The sequence below is a fragment of the Amycolatopsis sp. EV170708-02-1 genome (assembly GCF_022479115.1).
Lineage (GTDB): Bacteria > Actinomycetota > Actinomycetes > Mycobacteriales > Pseudonocardiaceae > Amycolatopsis.
Map to the genome: position 1 here is coordinate 7,705,294 of NZ_CP092497.1, position 16,252 is coordinate 7,721,545.

Consider the following 16,252-nt stretch of genomic DNA (forward strand, 5'->3'; position numbering starts at 1 on the left):
CCCTAACGCGGTTCCTCCATCTGATAGGTCACACGGAGGCAGAGCGTTCCTGGTTCATTCGCGGCCAGACGCGGCAGGACGTCCGGTAGTTCACGGAACTGACATTCCCCGCTGACCAGCACTTCGAACCCCGGATCGGCGAGGAGACGCAAAGCGAGCGCCAAGCGGTCGGCGTAGGACCGGTTCAGCCGGCGGGACGGCGAGACCATGCCGACCTGGCTGCTGCGGATCGCCAGCCGTCGCGAGTGGAAGTTCTCGCCGAGCGGAACGCCGACCCTCCGGTCGCCGTACCAGCTCAGCTCGATGACCTCGCCTTCCGGCGCGAGCAGCTCCAGCGACCGGGCGAGCCCCGCTTCGCTCGCGCTGGCGTGCACGACGAGGTCGCAGTCGCCCAGCGCATCCTCCGGTGTCGAGAAGTCGACACCGAGCGCTTCGGCGATCTTCGCGCGCTCCGGGTCGACGTCGATCAGCTGCACCCTGGCACCCGGGAAGCCGGCCAGCAGTTTCGCGACGCTGCTTCCGACCATCCCGGCGCCGACCACGGCGATCCGGTCGCCGAGTTTCGGCGACGCGTCCCAGACGGCGTTGACCGCGGTCTCGATCGTCCCCGCGAGGATCGCGCGCTCCGGCGGGACCTCGCTCGGTACCGGCGTGACGGCGGACGCCGGGACGACATAGCGCGTCTGATGTGGATAGAGGCAGAAGACGACCTGCCCGGCGAGGTCCGCCGGACCGCGTTCGACCACGCCGACATTGAGGTACCCGTACTTCACGGGACCGGGGAAGTCGCCTTCCTGGAACGGCGCGCGCATGGCCGCACGTTGACTCGACGGGACCTCGCCGCGGAAGACGAGCGTCTCGGTGCCGCGGCTCACGCCCGTGTACAGGGTGCGGACCAGCACTTCGTCGTCGCCGACCGGAGGGAGCGTGACCGGCCTGAGCTCACCGTCGCCGGAACCACTGAACCAGAAGGCGCGTTCCATCGTGTCCTCTCATGTCGGACCCTGGAAGCGGGGTCACCGCCACCATAACGAGGAGGCCTCGTGATCAACCCCGGAGTTTTCCTGGGGGTCCTCGTCCAGCTGGCGCTGCTGGGGACGCTGGACGCCGTCACCGGACTGGGCCCGCTGGGCTGGCTCGCCGGAGCGGCCTACGGCCTCGCCGTGGGCGGATTCCTGACCTACGGGCTGAACCGGAGCACCGCGCGCTCCCTCGGCCCCGCCGACGCCGTGACGCTCGCCCGCTCCGGGCTGGTCGGCTGCGTGACCGCGCTCGTCGTCGACACGGCGGGCCGGGAGATCGTCGCGATGGTCGTCCTCGCGTCGGTCGCGCTCGTCCTGGACGCCGTCGACGGCCAGGTCGCCCGCCGCACCGGGACGGCGTCGCCGCTCGGCGCGCGGTTCGACATGGAGGTCGACGCGTATCTGATCCTGATCCTGAGTGTGGTCGTCGCGCAGTCGCTGGGCCCGTGGGTGCTCACGATCGGCGCGATGCGCTACGTCTTCGTCGCCGCGAGCAGGCTCTGGCCGTGGCTGAACACGCCGCTTCCGCCGAGCCTGGCGCGCAAGACGGTCGCGGCGATCCAGGGGATCGTGCTGGTCGTGGTGGCCTCGACGGTCTTGCCGCTCTGGGCCGGGTTCGTGCTCACGCTGGGCGCGCTGGCGCTGCTGACCTGGTCGTTCGGGCGCGACACGTGGTGGCTGCTGGAGCAGCACGCCTTCACCGCCGCTCCCGCCTGATCACGCGTACTGCGCTTCGCCGTTCCCGATCGACCAGTCGACCGGATTGTTCTCGGTGATCGTGACGAGCACGTTCCGCGGCTCGGTGCCCGCGTACTCCTCGGCGAGCTCCGCGATCCGCCGGTACAGGGCCTTCTTCTGCTCGTCGGTACGCCCCTGCCGCATGGTGATCGCGACGTACACGACCCCTTCGTCGCGGTGGATCCCCAGGTAGTCGTCGTATTTCAGGGTGCTCCGGCCGTTGAGGACCTGGAAGCGGTCGTCGGCCGGGATGCCGAGCGTCTCGACCATCGCGTCGTGGACGGCGTTGCCGAGGGCTTCGAGCTTGTCGGTTCCGATGGCGTCGATACGGACGAAGGGCATGTCAGGTCTCCTTGGTGGCGAGCAGGCCGAGAGCGCCGTCGACGGCTTTCGCGAACACGTCCGGCGAGTCCGCGGCGCGAGCGAGGATGTAGCCGCCCTGCAACACCGCGACCAGCGCGGTCGCCGTGGCGAGCGGGTCGAGCGACTGGTCGAATTCGCCGGCCGCGCGACCCTCGTCGAGCAGCTCGGCGAGACGGCCGGTGAGCCAGCCGAAGAATTCCTCGACCGGCTTTCGCAGCTCCGCGTCGGCCATCACGTCGGGATCCTGGGCGAGCCTGCCGACCGGGCACCCCTTGAGCACGGCGCGTTCGCGGCGCAGGTAGACCGTGACGCGCTCGACGACCGAGCCGGGACCGGAGAACTCGGCCTCCGCCCTGGCGCGCAGATCGTCGGCGCTGCGGGCGATCGCGGCGAGCGCGAGTTCGGACTTGCCCTGGAAGTGGTGGTACATGCTGCCCTGCCCGGCGCCGGAGCGCTCCTGGATCGCCTTCGGGCTGGTGCCGACGTAACCGCGCTCCCACAGGAGCTCGCGGGTGCTCTCGATGAGCCTTTCCCTCTTGTCCACGTCCCGACCGTACATACTAGTAGGTACAGTGACAACCCAGCGGACCGGGGAGCAAGGGACCTTTGCTACCACTTTCGCGCTCCCCCGCAGGTCAGCGCCCACATTTCCGCACTTGGCCGACTAACCGCGCCCCATGATCGGCCGTCGGTCCGTGAGGGACTCCTTCCCTACCCTCAAAGTAGGGAAGGAGTCCCTCACGGACCGCCAGATCGCCACACGCGCCCCAGTGACCTCACGCGTCACAGCCAGCGCGAGTGAAGGCCCCTTCACGCCTGCCCAAGTACGTGAAGCCCCAAAGCCTCACTCAAGAACGCGAGTCCTGCCCGAACCGCGCCCACTCCCGGTCCCAAGCCGCCCACCGCGCCCGGTTCAGCAGGTGCCGGGCGAGCAGATACCCCGCCGCCAGCAGCGTCACCGCGCTCAGCCACACGCCGACGCCGACACCGATCCCTGCACTGGCCGCGTCCAGCGGCGTCACCGGCGGCTCGACGACGGCACCGGACTCGTCGAGCCACACGGTCACCGCGTCCCCCGCCGAAGCGCCGAGGTCCGAAGCGACAGCCGCCTCCTGAAACCGACCGTCCGGCAACGCCCACCGCGCGGCCACCGAAGCCGTCTCCAGGGAAGGCGTCCCATCCACGCCGATACGAGCCGGCGGAGCGTCTTCGAGCAGGAACGCGGTCGTCGAGTGACGCGAAGCCGCCTCAAGTGCCGAGCGCTCCATCATGGACGCGTAGGTCTCCGAGCCTGCCGCCGCGGCCAGCGGCACACCGAGCAGCGCGATCAGGACACCCAGGACGAGGATCGCCGCCTCGACCCGGTCCGAGCCGCGAGCGAGCGGATTCCGGCCGAGGCGCCACAAGTACACAAGCGACACGACGGACCTCCTTCACCGCTAAGCGTGCGCCGGGAAGAGCCGTCGCGACAGGAGGCTTTGGTCCCGCATCCAGGACCACGTGCGCGGCGGGCATCCGGTTCACCGCACAACGTGTTCGTACGCGGACTTGAGGTCTTCGACCCGGCCCGGCGGAGCCACCAGCGGCCCCTTCGCCCAATCGCAGCCGAGTTCGTGCAGCACTTCCAGCTGCCGCGCGGTCTCGACCCCTTCCGCGACGACCATCAGGTCGACGGCGTGCGCCATCGCCATGATCCCGGCGACGATCGGTTCGGCGTCGCTCGATCGCCCGAGATCGGCCACGAACGACCGGTCGATCTCGATCACGCTCAAGTCGAGCCTGCACAGCTGCGCGAGCGAGGAGTACCCGGCGCCGAACCGTTCCGCGGTCACGCGCACCCCGGTCTTCCGCAGCGCGTCGACGGCGTCGGCCGCGTCCTTCAGCGCCGTCTCGTCGACGTCGAGGCTCAGATCCTGCGGCAGGAGGCCCGCGCCCTCCAACGTTGTCTGAACCACTTGCAGCAACGTGGGATCGCCCAGTTGGCGGACCGAAAGGCTCACATTCACATTACAGTGCACACCATGATCGGCACGCCATCGAGAGATCTCGCAGGCGGCCTTGGCGAGCACCTCCGCCCCGATGACCGTCAAAAGATCGCCGTCGTCGGCGAGTTCGGCCAATTCCGCCGGATCGATCGGCCCGCGGACGGGATGGTCCCAACAGGACTTCGCCTTCACCGCGACCATGTCACCGGTCCGCAAATCGACGACGGGCTGATAAACGGTCTCCACCAGCCCTTGCGCGACGGCGTTCCGCAGATCCTGTTCGAGCGCGAAACGGTCCCGCACTCGTTTCCGCATGATCGGCGCATAGAACGCATAACGGCCGGGGCCGAACGTTTTCGCCTGATACATCGCCAAATCGGCGTCTTCCAGCAATTCGTCGGCGGTGCGCGTATCGCCCGGTTCGGCGATCACTATTCCAATGCTCGTATTGATATGCAGTTCTCGGCCGTGCACGGTGAGCGATTCGGCGAGCCGCCGCTGGAGATGGTCGGCCAGCGCCCGCACCTCGGCGGCTTCGGTATAACCGGTGGTGATGACCAGGAACTCGTCCCCGCCGAGCCGTCCGACCAGGTCCGAAGGCCCGGCGGCGGCCCGCAGCCGATCGCCGATGATGCGCAGCACCTGGTCGCCGACGGTATGGCCGAGCGAATCGTTGATGATCTTGAACTTGTCGAGGTCGATGAACATCACGGTCGTCGTCCGCGCCGGATCGGCGATCGTCCGGCGCAGGTGGTTCAGCGCGAGCGTGCGGTTCGCGAGCCTGGTCAGCGGGTCGTGCGTGGCCTCGTAGGCCAGCCGCTCGCTGATCGCCCGCCGTTCGGTGATGTCGGCGAAGGACGTCAGCACCGAGGGCACGCTCTGGCCGGGCGCCATCAGCGGACCGGAGGTCAGCGAAAGCCACCGGTGCGCGCCGTCGCGCCGCCGCACCTGCACCACCCGCCCGGTCTCGACCTTCCCGGACCGCCGCACCCGCGCGGACGGCAGATCGTCGACCGGCACCGGAGCGCCGTGCTCGTCGTGCAGCCGCAGTGTCCGGCTCTCCAGGCCGACCAGGGATCCCGGCGGCACCCCGGCGATCCGGTGCGCCGCGGAGTTCGCCAGCTCGATCCGTCCGCCGGGGCCCACCAGCAGCACTCCTTCGTCGAGCGTCTCGACGACGGTGGCGAATTCGGCCTCCGCCCGGCGCTGCGCGGTCTCGTCGGCGCACAGCAGCACGTAACCGTCGAACATCTCGGCCGCGGAGACCCGCACCGCCAGCGCCGTGCCGTCGGCGCTGTAATGCGTCGCCTGCACGACACCGCCGGCGGCGACGACCTGCCGCGGGCTCATCGGCGCGCCGACGACCTCGGCCACCGGGACCCCGATGACCTGGTCGAGGTCGTGCCCGTAGACGGCCTCGGCCGCCGGGTTCCAGCTCGTCACCAGCCCGTCGGGCGAGGTCGCGATGATCGCGTCGCTCGCGTGGCCGACCAGCGCCGCCTGGAACCGCAGGCCGGCCTCGGCCGCCTTCTGCGTGGTCAGGTCGCGCATGATCACCTGGTACGCGGGTTTGCCCTCCCAGGTGGTGAGCACGGCCTGGGATTCGACGGCGACCCTGCGGCCCTGGAGGGTCCGCAGGGTCATCTCGGTCGGTTCGCTGAACGAGCCGGGCGAGGCCAGCGAGCCGATCCGCGCCAGCAGCGCGTCCTGCGAGCCCTCGTCGACCAGATCCGTGATGTGCATCCCGATGATCTCGGTCGACACCTTCGCCCCGACGAACCGCATGGTGGCCGAGTTCACGAACACGACTTTGCCCCGCTGATGGACACAGATCCCGTAAGGGCTCGCCTCCACCATCGTGAGATATTGCGTTCCCAATGTGCCGCTGTCGGAATTTTGCTCCAAAAGGCGGTACCCCTGGCCGAGAAAGGCGAGCGCGGGTTCGCCGCGCCGATCCCTCTCGGTGGACAACTCGGTCAGCAGACGGACGAGCGACGCGTGCCGGTCGGTTTTTCCCACCGTGCGGGTCGCGGTGCCGTTCGCTGGCGAGGAATCCTGATCCGAGGGCCGGTGGGTGTCGGGAGTCCCACCGTCGAGATCGTCAGGATCCATCTGATCCAAACCCCCTACTCGACTGATGTAGCTTCCGATTAGATCACTAAATCGACGTAGCCGTCCTCCCCGGACAGCTGATCGGTGCGGCTATTCCACCCCAGCGTTGACTGAATGTAGTTGAAGGGAAACACGTGCGGAGCAAAACAGACATCTGCGGCATCGGCGCCGTAACCGCCTACGGCTGGGGGCGCGAAGCATTGTGGGAGGGCCTGGCGAGCGGCGTCCCCTGCGCCCAGTTCACCGATGGCTTCGGGGAGACCCCGGATCTGCCCGGCTGGGTCGCGCATGTCCCCGAGGGCGGCAAGGCGAGGGACGGCAGCCTGCACGCCCGCGCCCTGCTGGCCGCGGCCAGGGAGGCGATCGAGGACGCCGGCTCGCGAGGCTGGACACCGGGACGCCGGGTCGGGGTCATCTCCGGCGGGGTCCGCGAGGATCTGCGCACCTGGGACCGGCTCACCGAACTCGGCGAACAGCTCATGTACCGGCGCGAGTTCATCGGCATGATGCCCTCGACCCCGATCGCCACGCTGATGTCGGAGTTCGGCTTCCACGGCCCCTCGATGGCCACGTCCGCCATGTGCGCGACCGGCAGCGCCGCCGTGCTCACCGCGAAGATGTGGCTGGACGCGGACATGGCCGACGACGTCGTCGTGGTCACCACCGATCTGTCCGCGACCAGGCCGATGGTGCGCAACTTCGTGCACTGCGGGGTGGCGATCACCGACGTGCCCCCGCTCGAAGCCTGCCGTCCTTTCCAAGAGGGCACAAAGGGTTTCACCTTCTCCGAGGCCGCGGTCGCGGTGGTGCTGACCCAGCGGAAGACCGACTCGTACGCGACGCTGCGAGGCGGCGCGATGACCCATGAAGCGCACAACGCGATGGCGCTCGACCCCGATTCGACGAACGCGATCGAGGCGGTGACCAGCGCGTTGGACAACGCGTCCGCCGCACCGTCGGACGTCCACTACCTGAACGCGCACGGCACGGGCACGAAACTCTGCCACCGCACGGAATCCCAGATCCTCGAAGCGGTCTTCCCGCGCGAGACCGAGATCTACTCGATCAAACCGCTGACCGGGCACAGCCAGTCGGGCAGCGCGCTGACCGAGATCGCGGCGATCTGCCTCGCGGCCGAGCGGGATCTGGTGCCGGCGCCGAAACCGGTGGCGGACGGGCATCCGCAGCTGATGGACGGACCCTCCCGGCCGGAAGGCGGGCTCACCGTCAAGACGTCGATCGGGATGGGCGGTTACGTCGCGGCTGTCGTACTGGAAACCGTCTAGCGACCATTTCGATAACACACGGTCCCACCGTCGTCACGAACTGTCATTATCTAGCGACAAGCACTGCGCACGGAGGCGACCATGAGCCCGCGAACGGCATCCGACAACCTCGTCCACAACTACCTGTTCTTGCGGCGCGCCATAGGTTTCCTCGGGATCGGGCTGCCCTTCGTGCTGGTCTTCGGGAAGATGGTCGTCGACGGCGGTGGCCTGCTCAATTCGATCAGCGGCTACTACTACTCGGGAATGCGTGACGTCTGGGTCGGCGTCATGTGCGCCATCGGCGTCTTCCTGTTGTCCTATCGGGGTTACGGCCGGGTCGACGACATCGCCGGGAACATCGCGGCGGTGGCCGCCGTCGGGGTGGCGCTCTTCCCCACGACACCGGCGAACGGCGACCGCACGGACGAGATCGTCGGCCTGCTGCACCTCGGTTTCGCCGCGGTCTTCTTCCTCACCTTGGCGTTCTTCTGCATCGTGCTGTTCACCAAGTCGGACAAGGAGATCCCCGGCGCCCGCAAACCCGAACGGAACCGGCTGTACGTCGCGTCGGGTGTGATCATGCTGGTGTGCCTGGCGCTGATCGTGCTGTGCGGGCTGGTGTTCGACGACCTGACGAAGGACCTCTACCCGGCGCTGTGGCTGGAGTCGGTGGCGATCCTGGCGTTCGGTGTCGCGTGGCTCACCAAGGGCGGGACGCTCCTTCCGGACAAGACCGCGCTGCCGGGGACGCGGGTGACGGCCTGACCTGTGCCGATCAAGGTAAAGGAACCTTTGTCCTCGGCCGGGTCGTTGAGGCCTTATGACCGATCGCATCGCACTCCGGCTCGGCCGTCGCGACCTGCTGGTGGTGGCGGGGATTCCCGGGGCGGGCAAGACCACCCTCCTGTCCCGGGCGGCGACCGGCGCGCTACCGGTGCTCGATTCCGACCAGGTCCGCGCGCGGCTGCGCGAACGGCTGCCGCCCGCGCTGCCGTACCGGATCTACCGGCCGCTGGTCCACCTGTGGCATCGCGCGCGGGTCGTCCGCTCCGCGCTGGCGGACGGCGGCCCGCTCGTCGTGCACGAACCGTCGACCAGGGCCACCACCCGCGGTCTGCTGGCCCTGCTCGGCCTGCTGAGCCGCCGCCCGGTGCGGTTGCTGTGGCTCGACGTGGCGCCGGAGGACGCCCGCGCGGGCCAAGTCGCGCGCGGGCGGGTCATCCGGCGGCACTCGTTCGCCCGCCATGTCAAAAGGGCCGAGAAGGTCCGCCGCGCCCTGCGCGAAGGCTGGGTCCCGGCGGGCTGGCACAGCGCGCGGATGGTGACCCGCGAGGTCACCGGGGCGCTGCGCTTCGTCACCGAGGAGGAGCCGGGAAGACACCGCTCAGGCGACGTCCGGCTCCTCCGCGTCGAGCGGCCCGCGGCACACACGGTCCGCGCGGGCTAGCGGTTCCGGCTCGGGTTCATCGGCGGGCGCGGGACGGTTCGGGTGCGGGTTCAACGGCGTCCAGCGAATACGTACCGGCATCGTCGTTCGTCCTTTCCCTCTTCACCGGAATACGGACGCGACGAGCGTCCGGTTCAGATGCCGACGTAGTTTTCGGCGAAGAAGTCTTGATGCGCGCGGGAAACCCGCAGGCTCTCCAGCCGTGCGTCCCGCAGCGCCCGCTGGAAGACGGCCTCGTCGCCGTATCCGGCGGGGCCGTGCAGGAGATTGATCATCCAGAGCGAGAACTCCTGCGCACGCCAGATCCGCGGCAGGCAGTCGGCGGAGTAGCGATCGAGCGCCGTCGTATCGCTCTCGGTGTGGGCTTTGATCAACGCGTGCGCGAGGATCTCGGCCTCCATCAGCGCGAGATTCGCGCCCTTCGCGGCGGCGGGGCTGATGAGGCTCGCCGCGTCGCCCGCGAGGAACAGGTTGCCCCGCTGGATCGTGTCCATCACGCGCGAGGCCATGTCCACGATCCGGCGCTCGATGATGGCGCCGCGTTTGAGCTCGCCATAGCGGTCCGAGCGCATCCGCACGTGCAGCTCGTCCCAGATCCGGTCGTCTCCCCAGTCCTCCGGATCCTCGCCGCGCGGGACTTCGAGGTAATAGCGCGTCACCGTCGGCGTCCTCGCCATATGCCCGGCGAAGCCCCGTTCGTGGATCGCGTAGCCGATCGCGGACATGCTCGGCGGCGCCTCGGCGAGGATCGCGAGCCACGAGATGTCGTGGTCCCGGCGGAAGACGCGCGCGGGGACGGATCTCAGCGATACCCCGCGCCTGCCGTCGCAGCCGGCGATGTACTTGGCACGCAACAGAAGATCATCGGCGATGACCGTCGCGTCCATCCCCGACACCGACGACACCTCGGTGCCGAACCTGATCTCGCCGCCGCGGGCGAGGAATTCCGCGATCAGGTCGGTGACCAGGAACTGTTGCGGGTAAACGGTGTGCACCTCGCCGTTCCCGAGTTCGCTGTACTTGAGCTCGAATTCGGCTTGATCATTGCGAAAGGCGCAAGTGTCGTGCCTCGCGCCCTTCTCGATCAGCCCGGCGGCGAGCCCGTTCTCGGTGAGCACACGGACACTGTTCGCGGCGAGAAAACCCGCCCGCGCCCGGTTTTCGACATGCGCACGGCTTTGCCGTTCGAGGATCAGGCAGTCGATTCCGGCGGCCCGCAACAGGTTCCCCAGCACGAGCCCGGCCGGACCGGCCCCCACGATCAGCACGTCGGCATCGATCTTTCCCACGAAAGCCCCCAGTACCTTCGCCCGCCCCCAGGCGGTCCAAGGTACACAAAAAGCCGTGACGCCGTGGGTGTTCAGTCCTTCTTGTCGCGGGCCCTCGCCCGGCGCTTCCCTTCGTGCATCGCCACGACCCGCGCGATCGGGATCGTGTGGCCCTGTTCGACGAGGTCGGCGGGCAGCGTCTGCGGCTGGGGCATCGACTCGGCCCACGGATCCTTGCCGCCCAGGAGGCCGGGCGCCGTGTGCACGGTGAAATCGGCGGGAACCACGTTTTCGAGCTCGTCCCAGGACACCGGGAACGACACCGTCAGCCCCGGCCGCAGCCGTGGGCTGTACGCCGCCGCGACCGTGTTCCCGCCCGCCCGCGTCGGATCGAGGTACACCTTGCCCTCGCGGTCTTCCACGATGTACGCGGTCGTCGCGATCGACGGATCGAGCCGCTCGGCGCGGGCGGCGAGCGCGCGGGTCGCGGCCGCGACGTCTTCGAAGCCTTGCCCGGGTACCAGCGGGACGAAGATGTGCACTCCCTTGGAACCGCTGGTCTTCACGGTTCCGACGAGACCGGACTCGGCCAGCGCCTGGCGCACCAGCACCGCGGCCTTCACGACATGTGCGAAATCGTCGCCGGCGGGCGGATCCAGATCCAGCACGAGATGGGTCGGCCCCGCGTCGGCGTCCGCGGTCATCAGCGTCGGGTGGTATTCGACGGCGCGCTGGTTCGCGAACCACAGCAGCGTGCGGCGGTCGTCGCAGAGCGCGTACGACACTTGCCGCTTCGACGTCTCCGCCCATATCCCGTACCGCTTCACCCAGTCGGGCGTGTACTTGGGCAGGTTCTTCTGCATGAACGGGTCCTGGCCGCGCAGGATGCGGATCACCGAAAGCGGCCTGTTCGCCAGCGCCGGGACGAGGCGGTCCGCGACGGCGTCCAGATAATCCACGAGGTCGCGTTTCGTCGCGCCCTCGAACAAGGGCTGGTCGAGATTGGTCAGCTTGACGCCGTCCCGTTCGCACATGGGACGAGCCTGACACAAAAGCCTCGTGAGTGGTAATGACGGTTAGAACCGTCATTACCACTCACGAGCCCCACTCCTAGCTGATGTTGGCGTCGATGCAGGCGTAGAACGCGTTCGCCGTGTCGTACACGTTCCAGCGGGCGAGGATCTTGTGCCGTCCGCTCTGCTGCAGGTTCACGCTGTGGGTGACCGTGGCGCCCGGCTGCGCGCCGCCGTCGTTGAAGCTGGCGACCTTGGCACCGTCGACGAAGTACTCCCAAGTGCTGGTGCGGTGGCGAGCCGTCAGCGTCCACCGGAACGTGGTGGTACGGCCGAGGGAATGCACCTTCCAGCCCTTGCTGTCGTCGTTGAGGTCCGCGAAACGGCCGACGCCGCCGTTGCAGCTCATGAGACCCTTGGGGCCCTCGACACTTTGCGGCTCCCATTTGATGGAGCCACAGGAAACGGTGTTCTGTGCGCATTGCGCCTGCCTGCTCGCAGGCGAGGAAACGTAGCCGTGCGCGCTGGCGGTGCCCGCCGGGATCGCGACCAGGGCCGCCGGCACCATCGCCGCACCGGCCGCCAGGGTCAGAAGCCGTCGTTTGAAGCTCATGCCTTCCCCTTTCCCATCTCTACACCCACCGCGGACTCGAGATTGCTGGGTCACAGCGAGCGAAATACCAATGAAGGTCGGGACACATCCGCCGAAGCGCCGAGCAGGCGAATGTGGTCTAGACCATAATTGGTTCAGACGACTCGGTCAAGAGTAACCAACCGGGCACTTGGAGTCGTGAAGATCGAACAGGGGTTGTCAAGCCGGACGATCAGCCCGCACCCAAACAGACGAACGGTCGCCGGAACGGATCAACGGCGATGGTGTCCGCCAAGGCGGTGGCCGGTCCGGCCCCTCCCGCGAGACCGCGGTGGTAATCGTCCATCGCGGCCGCCGCGGCCTCGTCACCGACTCGGCTCAACGGCGCGATCACCGTCCGCGAACCGCTCGCGAGCAACGCGCTGGCGAAACCGAGGACCTCGTCGCCGGGCCGGATCCGGTTCAGCGCCAGTTCGCACGCCGCGAAGACGACCTGCGACGGCGGCTGCGCCAGCCCGGCCATCTCGTGGGCGAAGAGCGCGCCGTCGGCCAATTCCAGCCGGGAGAACAAGGCGTTCTCGGGCTCGTGCGCGCCGTGCGCGGCGATATGCGCGAGCTTCGCCCCGTCCAGCGCGCGCAGAACGGAGGACACGGTCGCGTCGGCACCGGCCAGCGTCCGCGCGGTCCGGTAATGCATCGCGAGCTTGTCCAGCTCACCTCGCGTCCCGACGAGGCCGGGGCCGCGGACGAGAACGACCTTCCGCGCGCGTGACACGGCCGACCGCGCCGCCCCCAGCCATGCCGTCGCCGACGGGGCGACGACGATCGGCCGCGACCGCAGGGCGGGCAGCACTCCCCACGGGACGGCGAACAACGGGCCGGTCGGCACGACGATCAGGCCGCGCTCCCCGAGCAGTGCTTCGAGCGGCCGGATCAGCTGGGTGTCCAGCCGTTCGGCCTGTTTCCGCGCCGAACCGAGCACCGACTGGACCAGGGGCGCCGGCAGCCGATCCGGTGCGAGGGCGTCGAGATCGATGTTCAGCATCCGCGCGGACTCCGCCGCCCGCTCGGCCGAACCGAGCCGCACCAGCTCGCACCGCCCGTCGACGACGACCATCGCCACCAGGTCGTCCCCCGACGACGCGAAACTCACCAGCGCGCGCTCGCCCAGCTCCTCCGCGACCTCCGCGAGCCGCGCGACCGGCCGGGGCCTGCCCCAGCGACCCGTGTGCCAGCCGAGCCGATGCGCCTCACGCAACCGCTCGGCGTGCTTCGTCCGCAAGGCCGCCGTCGGATGCCCCTCGTGCTGCGCCTGGTGGATCGCCTGATCGAGCCCCCGGACCTCGCCGACCCGCTCGGCGAGGTCCGGATCGGACGCGACAACTGGTTCGTACCGGTAACTTTGCGCCCGGGTCCGCTCCGTCCAGCCGAACAGCCGGGCCGCGTCGGCGCGTTCCAGCACGATCTTGACGGCCAGATCCGCCAGCTCCCGGCCGTGCAGCGCCGTACCGGACACCAGCTCGATGCCGCCCATCCGGTCGCGGACGCGGTCGAGTTCGGTGAGCCCGGCCCGGATCTCCGCCAGCGCCTTGGTCTTGTCCCCCTCGGCCACCGCGAGTTCCGCGCGGCAAAGCCTGCGCAGCATCCGGTAATCGACGGAAGTCAACCGCCCCGGCTGCGGAATCCGCGCGAGCAGCTCGGCGGCGCGTTTACGCTTTCCCTTTCGCAGCTCGACCCGGACGGCCAGCATCCGCGCCAGCGCGGCCTGGTCGGCGAGCCTCGGCATCGGCATCCCGTTCGCCGCACGCAGCGCGCGCGACGTCAGGGTGGGCGGGATTTCGTTGGTGCGCAAGGCTTCCTGCACGTCGGCGCGGAGGCCGACGATGGTCGCGTTGGCGACGCAGGTCTGGCAGCCCCAGCGGAGCGTGCGGCGCCGGGCCGAAGCGGCGTAGGTCCGCGCGAGTTCCAGATCATCGGTCATCAGCGCCGCGGACGCGCGGAACAACTCCACCCCGCCCAGGTCCCTGGTGATACTCCGCTGTTCCAGCATCACCGGCAGGATCTCGTCGAGATGAGCTCCCGCCTCTTCGGCGAGGCCGGCGGTCAACAGCGCTTCGGCCCGCTCCCACCTCAGCAGCGGCGGGATGTCCAGATCGAGCGAGCGATAGATCCGCTCGCTCTCCTCGTAGAGCCGCAGCGCGGCGGGCACGTTCCCGACGCGGAGTTCGAGCGTGCCCAGTGGGCGGCGGACGTCCGCGGCCTGTGCCCGCAGGCCGTTTCGTTCCGCGAGTTCCACGGCGCTGACGAGGTCTCGCCTCGCCCGCCGTACGTCGCCGAGCCTGGTGTACGCGAGCCCTCGGGTGGTCAGCGTGCCCAAATAAGGGTCGAGCGACGTCGAGGGATCCTTCTCCATGCCGAGCGCGGCCTCTTTGTGCTCCAGGGACGAGTCGAAATACGCCGTGCTTTCCTCGTTCCGGCCCACCGCCATGAGCAGGAGTCCGTAATTGTGGTCGAGCTGCCCGCGTAATTCCGCGTAGAGACGGGGGTCGTCCACCGCTTTCAGCAACAGTCGCACGTCGTCCAGACCGGCGAGACCGGATGCGACGCCACCGCTGGTCTCCGACCCTACGGTCGCGATACTGGAAGCCAGCCGGATCCGGGCGGCGAGCCAGTCGTGCCTCATCTGTTCGGCGACCGGATGGATGGAATCGAGCAACGCCATGCCCCGGCGAAGCAGAAGGATTCCTTCGCGTTGACGGGCCGAACACGCGGCATCGATACCGGCGCGCTGGAGTTCGCGCGCCTTGCGAATGACCTCGATTTGATCGAGCAGTGTTACCGCCACTGATCTATGACAGCACACTCCGTAGCCGAGAGTCGCCCGCCACCGGTTCAAAACCGGGTGACGGGCGCACATCTTCAGCCAGGAGCATTGCTCAAGGAGTCGGCGGCGGCGTCTGAGCGCATCCGCCCGGGCAATCGCGGACCCGTTCGTTCTGGTGCTCACAATCGGGGCCGTGCTGGTGTTCTCCCTGGTCGGGCTTGGGCTGAGCCGGGTCGACCGGCTCCTCCTCGCCGATGGGGTCCTTGACATCCGTAGGCGTCGACATTTGACGATCTCCTCCCCTGATGATCTTTTTTGTCTTACCAGGCAGCCCCATTACGGCGGCCCCCCTCTGTTCGCAGGCCCTCTTCCTGCGAACGGGGCAATAGTGCCACAACGGAGCAATGATCGGGAGCTTTTACCTACACTGAGTCATCGGCGGCACCCATAAGAGGGACTCCTGGTTAGCGAGCCTCACGATCTCGGCCCAATGGGCTCCGCGGCGCCCACGAAGCGACCCGGGAAAGATCATTTCACTGCGCCATCCGGCCTAAGATCCAAAACTTCTTGCGACACAAGGGTTTCCGGCCCGGAAAGCGGGGAACTCACCGCCTGTCGGGGGATGACCGGCGAATATCCGGAGGAGATAACGATGCCAACGTGGTTGGTCATCATCATCGTCATCGCCGCGATCCTGGTGGCGGGAGCGGCCGTTTGGTTCGTCATCGAAGGACGGCGCAGGCGGCGATTGCGGGAGACGTTCGGACCCGAATACGACCGGGCCGTCAAGGAACACGAAAGCCCGCGGGAAGCCGAACGTGAGCTTTCGTCGCGAGTGAAACGGCATTCGGATCTCGACATCCGGCCGTTGCCGGCGACCACAAAGGACCGGTACGCGCAGGAATGGGCGCTGATCCAGGAACAGTTCGTCGACCGGCCGTCCGGCGCCGTCGTCGAGGCGGACCGGGTGCTGGTCTCACTGATGGCCGAGCGCGGCTACCCGACCGAGGGGTACGACCAGCAGCTCGCGGATCTGTCCGTCCGGCACGCGAACGCGTTGCGGCATTACCGCGCCGGACATGACACCTTGGTGCGTCACCAGGAATCCGAAATGTCCACAGAGGACATGCGAGAAGCGATGAAGCACTACCGCGAAGTGTTCGAAGATCTGTTGACCGACGCCGGCGAAGGAGCGGAGAGCCATGGAAAGCAGGCCACTGGAGACCGAGGGAACGGAACGGCTCGACGAGGATCGGACCACTGACGCCTTGGGTACCGAGGACCTGGTGGCCACCGATTCCCAGCACGCCGGCGAAGACGACGCGCAGACGTTGTTCGAGAACGTCGACGTCGAGCGGTTCCGCGAGAGCTGGCAAGGCATCCAGACGGCCTTTGTGGACGATCCGCGGCGAGCGGTCAAGGAGGCCGACGAACTCGTCGCGATGGTGATCCAGAACCTGGCCACGACCTTCGCGGACCACAAGAAGGAACTGGAATCCGCGTGGAGCCAGGGCGAACCGGCGACCGAAGACCTCCGGATCGCGCTTCGCCGCTACCGGTCGTTCTTCAACCAACTGCTGAGCGCCTGACCAAAAGCCTCGTGAGTGGCGAGGACGGTTA

At 68.3% G+C, this 16,252-nt stretch carries 15 protein-coding genes; 6 read left to right on the forward strand and 9 right to left on the reverse strand.

Annotation, left to right across the window (positions count from 1 at the left end):
- Positions 1 to 2 precede the first annotated feature (2 nt).
- Entirely contained in the window at positions 3 to 983 is a 981-nt protein-coding gene (locus MJQ72_RS34800) for a zinc-binding alcohol dehydrogenase (protein WP_240595320.1), read from the reverse strand.
- Positions 984 to 1,043: 60 nt separating this feature from the next.
- Between MJQ72_RS34800 and MJQ72_RS34805 the strand changes: the two genes are divergently transcribed.
- Positions 1,044 to 1,739 carry a CDP-alcohol phosphatidyltransferase family protein gene (locus MJQ72_RS34805; RefSeq protein WP_240595321.1) on the forward strand — a complete coding sequence of 232 codons (696 nt, stop codon included), beginning with the start codon at positions 1,044 to 1,046 and terminating at the stop codon, positions 1,737 to 1,739.
- Here MJQ72_RS34805 and MJQ72_RS34810 read toward each other — a convergent pair whose 3' ends face one another.
- The 4 genes from MJQ72_RS34810 to MJQ72_RS34825 all read right to left on the reverse strand — a co-directional run bounded on the left by MJQ72_RS34810 (position 1,740) and on the right by MJQ72_RS34825 (position 6,220).
- Positions 1,740 to 2,102, reverse strand: a complete 363-nt coding sequence (locus tag MJQ72_RS34810; RefSeq protein WP_240595322.1) for a tautomerase family protein — start codon at positions 2,100 to 2,102, stop codon at positions 1,740 to 1,742.
- A gap of 1 nt (position 2,103) precedes the next feature.
- On the reverse strand, positions 2,104 to 2,667 hold the full coding sequence (locus MJQ72_RS34815) for a TetR/AcrR family transcriptional regulator (protein ID WP_240595323.1): 564 nt from the start codon (positions 2,665 to 2,667) through the stop codon (positions 2,104 to 2,106).
- A gap of 304 nt (positions 2,668 to 2,971) precedes the next feature.
- Complete coding sequence (locus MJQ72_RS34820) at positions 2,972 to 3,544, reverse strand: hypothetical protein (protein WP_240595324.1); 573 nt, start codon at positions 3,542 to 3,544, stop codon at positions 2,972 to 2,974.
- Positions 3,545 to 3,643: 99 nt separating this feature from the next.
- The gene (locus tag MJQ72_RS34825) at positions 3,644 to 6,220 is read right to left on the reverse strand and encodes an EAL domain-containing protein (RefSeq protein WP_240595325.1); all 2,577 of its coding nucleotides are present in this window, start codon (positions 6,218 to 6,220) and stop codon (positions 3,644 to 3,646) included.
- A gap of 134 nt (positions 6,221 to 6,354) precedes the next feature.
- Here MJQ72_RS34825 and MJQ72_RS34830 point away from each other — a divergent pair, with 134 nt between their 5' ends.
- The 3 genes from MJQ72_RS34830 (at position 6,355) to MJQ72_RS34840 (ending at position 8,935) form a co-directional block, all read left to right on the forward strand.
- Positions 6,355 to 7,506, forward strand: coding sequence for a beta-ketoacyl synthase N-terminal-like domain-containing protein (locus MJQ72_RS34830; RefSeq protein ID WP_240595326.1), 1,152 nt, complete (start codon positions 6,355 to 6,357; stop codon positions 7,504 to 7,506).
- A gap of 81 nt (positions 7,507 to 7,587) precedes the next feature.
- Positions 7,588 to 8,253, forward strand: coding sequence for a DUF998 domain-containing protein (locus MJQ72_RS34835; RefSeq protein ID WP_240595327.1), 666 nt, complete (start codon positions 7,588 to 7,590; stop codon positions 8,251 to 8,253).
- 55 nt (positions 8,254 to 8,308) lie between these two features.
- Positions 8,309 to 8,935: an AAA family ATPase gene (locus MJQ72_RS34840; RefSeq protein ID WP_240595328.1), complete on the forward strand. Its 627-nt coding sequence runs from the start codon at positions 8,309 to 8,311 to the stop codon at positions 8,933 to 8,935.
- A 134-nt stretch (positions 8,936 to 9,069) separates the two neighbouring features.
- On the opposite strand, the gene MJQ72_RS34845 is transcribed toward MJQ72_RS34840, so the two are convergent.
- The 4 genes from MJQ72_RS34845 to MJQ72_RS34860 all read right to left on the reverse strand — a co-directional run bounded on the left by MJQ72_RS34845 (position 9,070) and on the right by MJQ72_RS34860 (position 14,653).
- On the reverse strand, positions 9,070 to 10,224 hold the full coding sequence (locus MJQ72_RS34845) for a 4-hydroxybenzoate 3-monooxygenase (RefSeq protein ID WP_240595329.1): 1,155 nt from the start codon (positions 10,222 to 10,224) through the stop codon (positions 9,070 to 9,072).
- A 71-nt stretch (positions 10,225 to 10,295) separates the two neighbouring features.
- Positions 10,296 to 11,237, reverse strand: a complete 942-nt coding sequence (locus MJQ72_RS34850; RefSeq protein ID WP_240595330.1) for a DNA polymerase domain-containing protein — start codon at positions 11,235 to 11,237, stop codon at positions 10,296 to 10,298.
- Positions 11,238 to 11,313: 76 nt separating this feature from the next.
- Positions 11,314 to 11,829: a lytic polysaccharide monooxygenase auxiliary activity family 9 protein gene (locus MJQ72_RS34855; RefSeq protein WP_016331699.1), complete on the reverse strand. Its 516-nt coding sequence runs from the start codon at positions 11,827 to 11,829 to the stop codon at positions 11,314 to 11,316.
- A 211-nt stretch (positions 11,830 to 12,040) separates the two neighbouring features.
- Positions 12,041 to 14,653, reverse strand: a complete 2,613-nt coding sequence (locus tag MJQ72_RS34860; protein WP_396426898.1) for a CHAT domain-containing protein — start codon at positions 14,651 to 14,653, stop codon at positions 12,041 to 12,043.
- 601 nt (positions 14,654 to 15,254) lie between these two features.
- Between MJQ72_RS34860 and MJQ72_RS34865 the strand changes: the two genes are divergently transcribed.
- Positions 15,255 to 15,896, forward strand: coding sequence for a hypothetical protein (locus tag MJQ72_RS34865; protein ID WP_396426899.1), 642 nt, complete (start codon positions 15,255 to 15,257; stop codon positions 15,894 to 15,896).
- The gene (locus tag MJQ72_RS34870; protein WP_240595332.1) at positions 15,835 to 16,221 is read left to right on the forward strand and encodes a hypothetical protein; all 387 of its coding nucleotides are present in this window, start codon (positions 15,835 to 15,837) and stop codon (positions 16,219 to 16,221) included. The genes MJQ72_RS34865 and MJQ72_RS34870 overlap by 62 nt, the downstream gene beginning before the upstream one ends.
- Positions 16,222 to 16,252: the final 31 nt, after the last annotated feature.

Bases quoted from the DNA above. Each gene is read 5' to 3' on its own strand.
- MJQ72_RS34800 (WP_240595320.1), bottom strand. From the start codon at position 983: ATGGAACGCGCCTTCTGGTTCAGTGGTTCCGGCGACGGTGAGCTCAGG.
- MJQ72_RS34810 (WP_240595322.1), bottom strand. From the start codon at position 2,102: ATGCCCTTCGTCCGTATCGACGCCATCGGAACCGACAAGCTCGAAGCC.
- MJQ72_RS34825 (WP_240595325.1), bottom strand. From the start codon at position 6,220: ATGGATCCTGACGATCTCGACGGTGGGACTCCCGACACCCACCGGCCC.
- MJQ72_RS34835 (WP_240595327.1), top strand. From the start codon at position 7,588: ATGAGCCCGCGAACGGCATCCGACAACCTCGTCCACAACTACCTGTTC.
- MJQ72_RS34840 (WP_240595328.1), top strand. From the start codon at position 8,309: ATGACCGATCGCATCGCACTCCGGCTCGGCCGTCGCGACCTGCTGGTG.
- MJQ72_RS34850 (WP_240595330.1), bottom strand. From the start codon at position 11,237: ATGTGCGAACGGGACGGCGTCAAGCTGACCAATCTCGACCAGCCCTTG.
- MJQ72_RS34855 (WP_016331699.1), bottom strand. From the start codon at position 11,829: ATGAGCTTCAAACGACGGCTTCTGACCCTGGCGGCCGGTGCGGCGATG.
- MJQ72_RS34865 (WP_396426899.1), top strand. From the start codon at position 15,255: ATGACCGGCGAATATCCGGAGGAGATAACGATGCCAACGTGGTTGGTC.
- MJQ72_RS34870 (WP_240595332.1), top strand. From the start codon at position 15,835: ATGGAAAGCAGGCCACTGGAGACCGAGGGAACGGAACGGCTCGACGAG.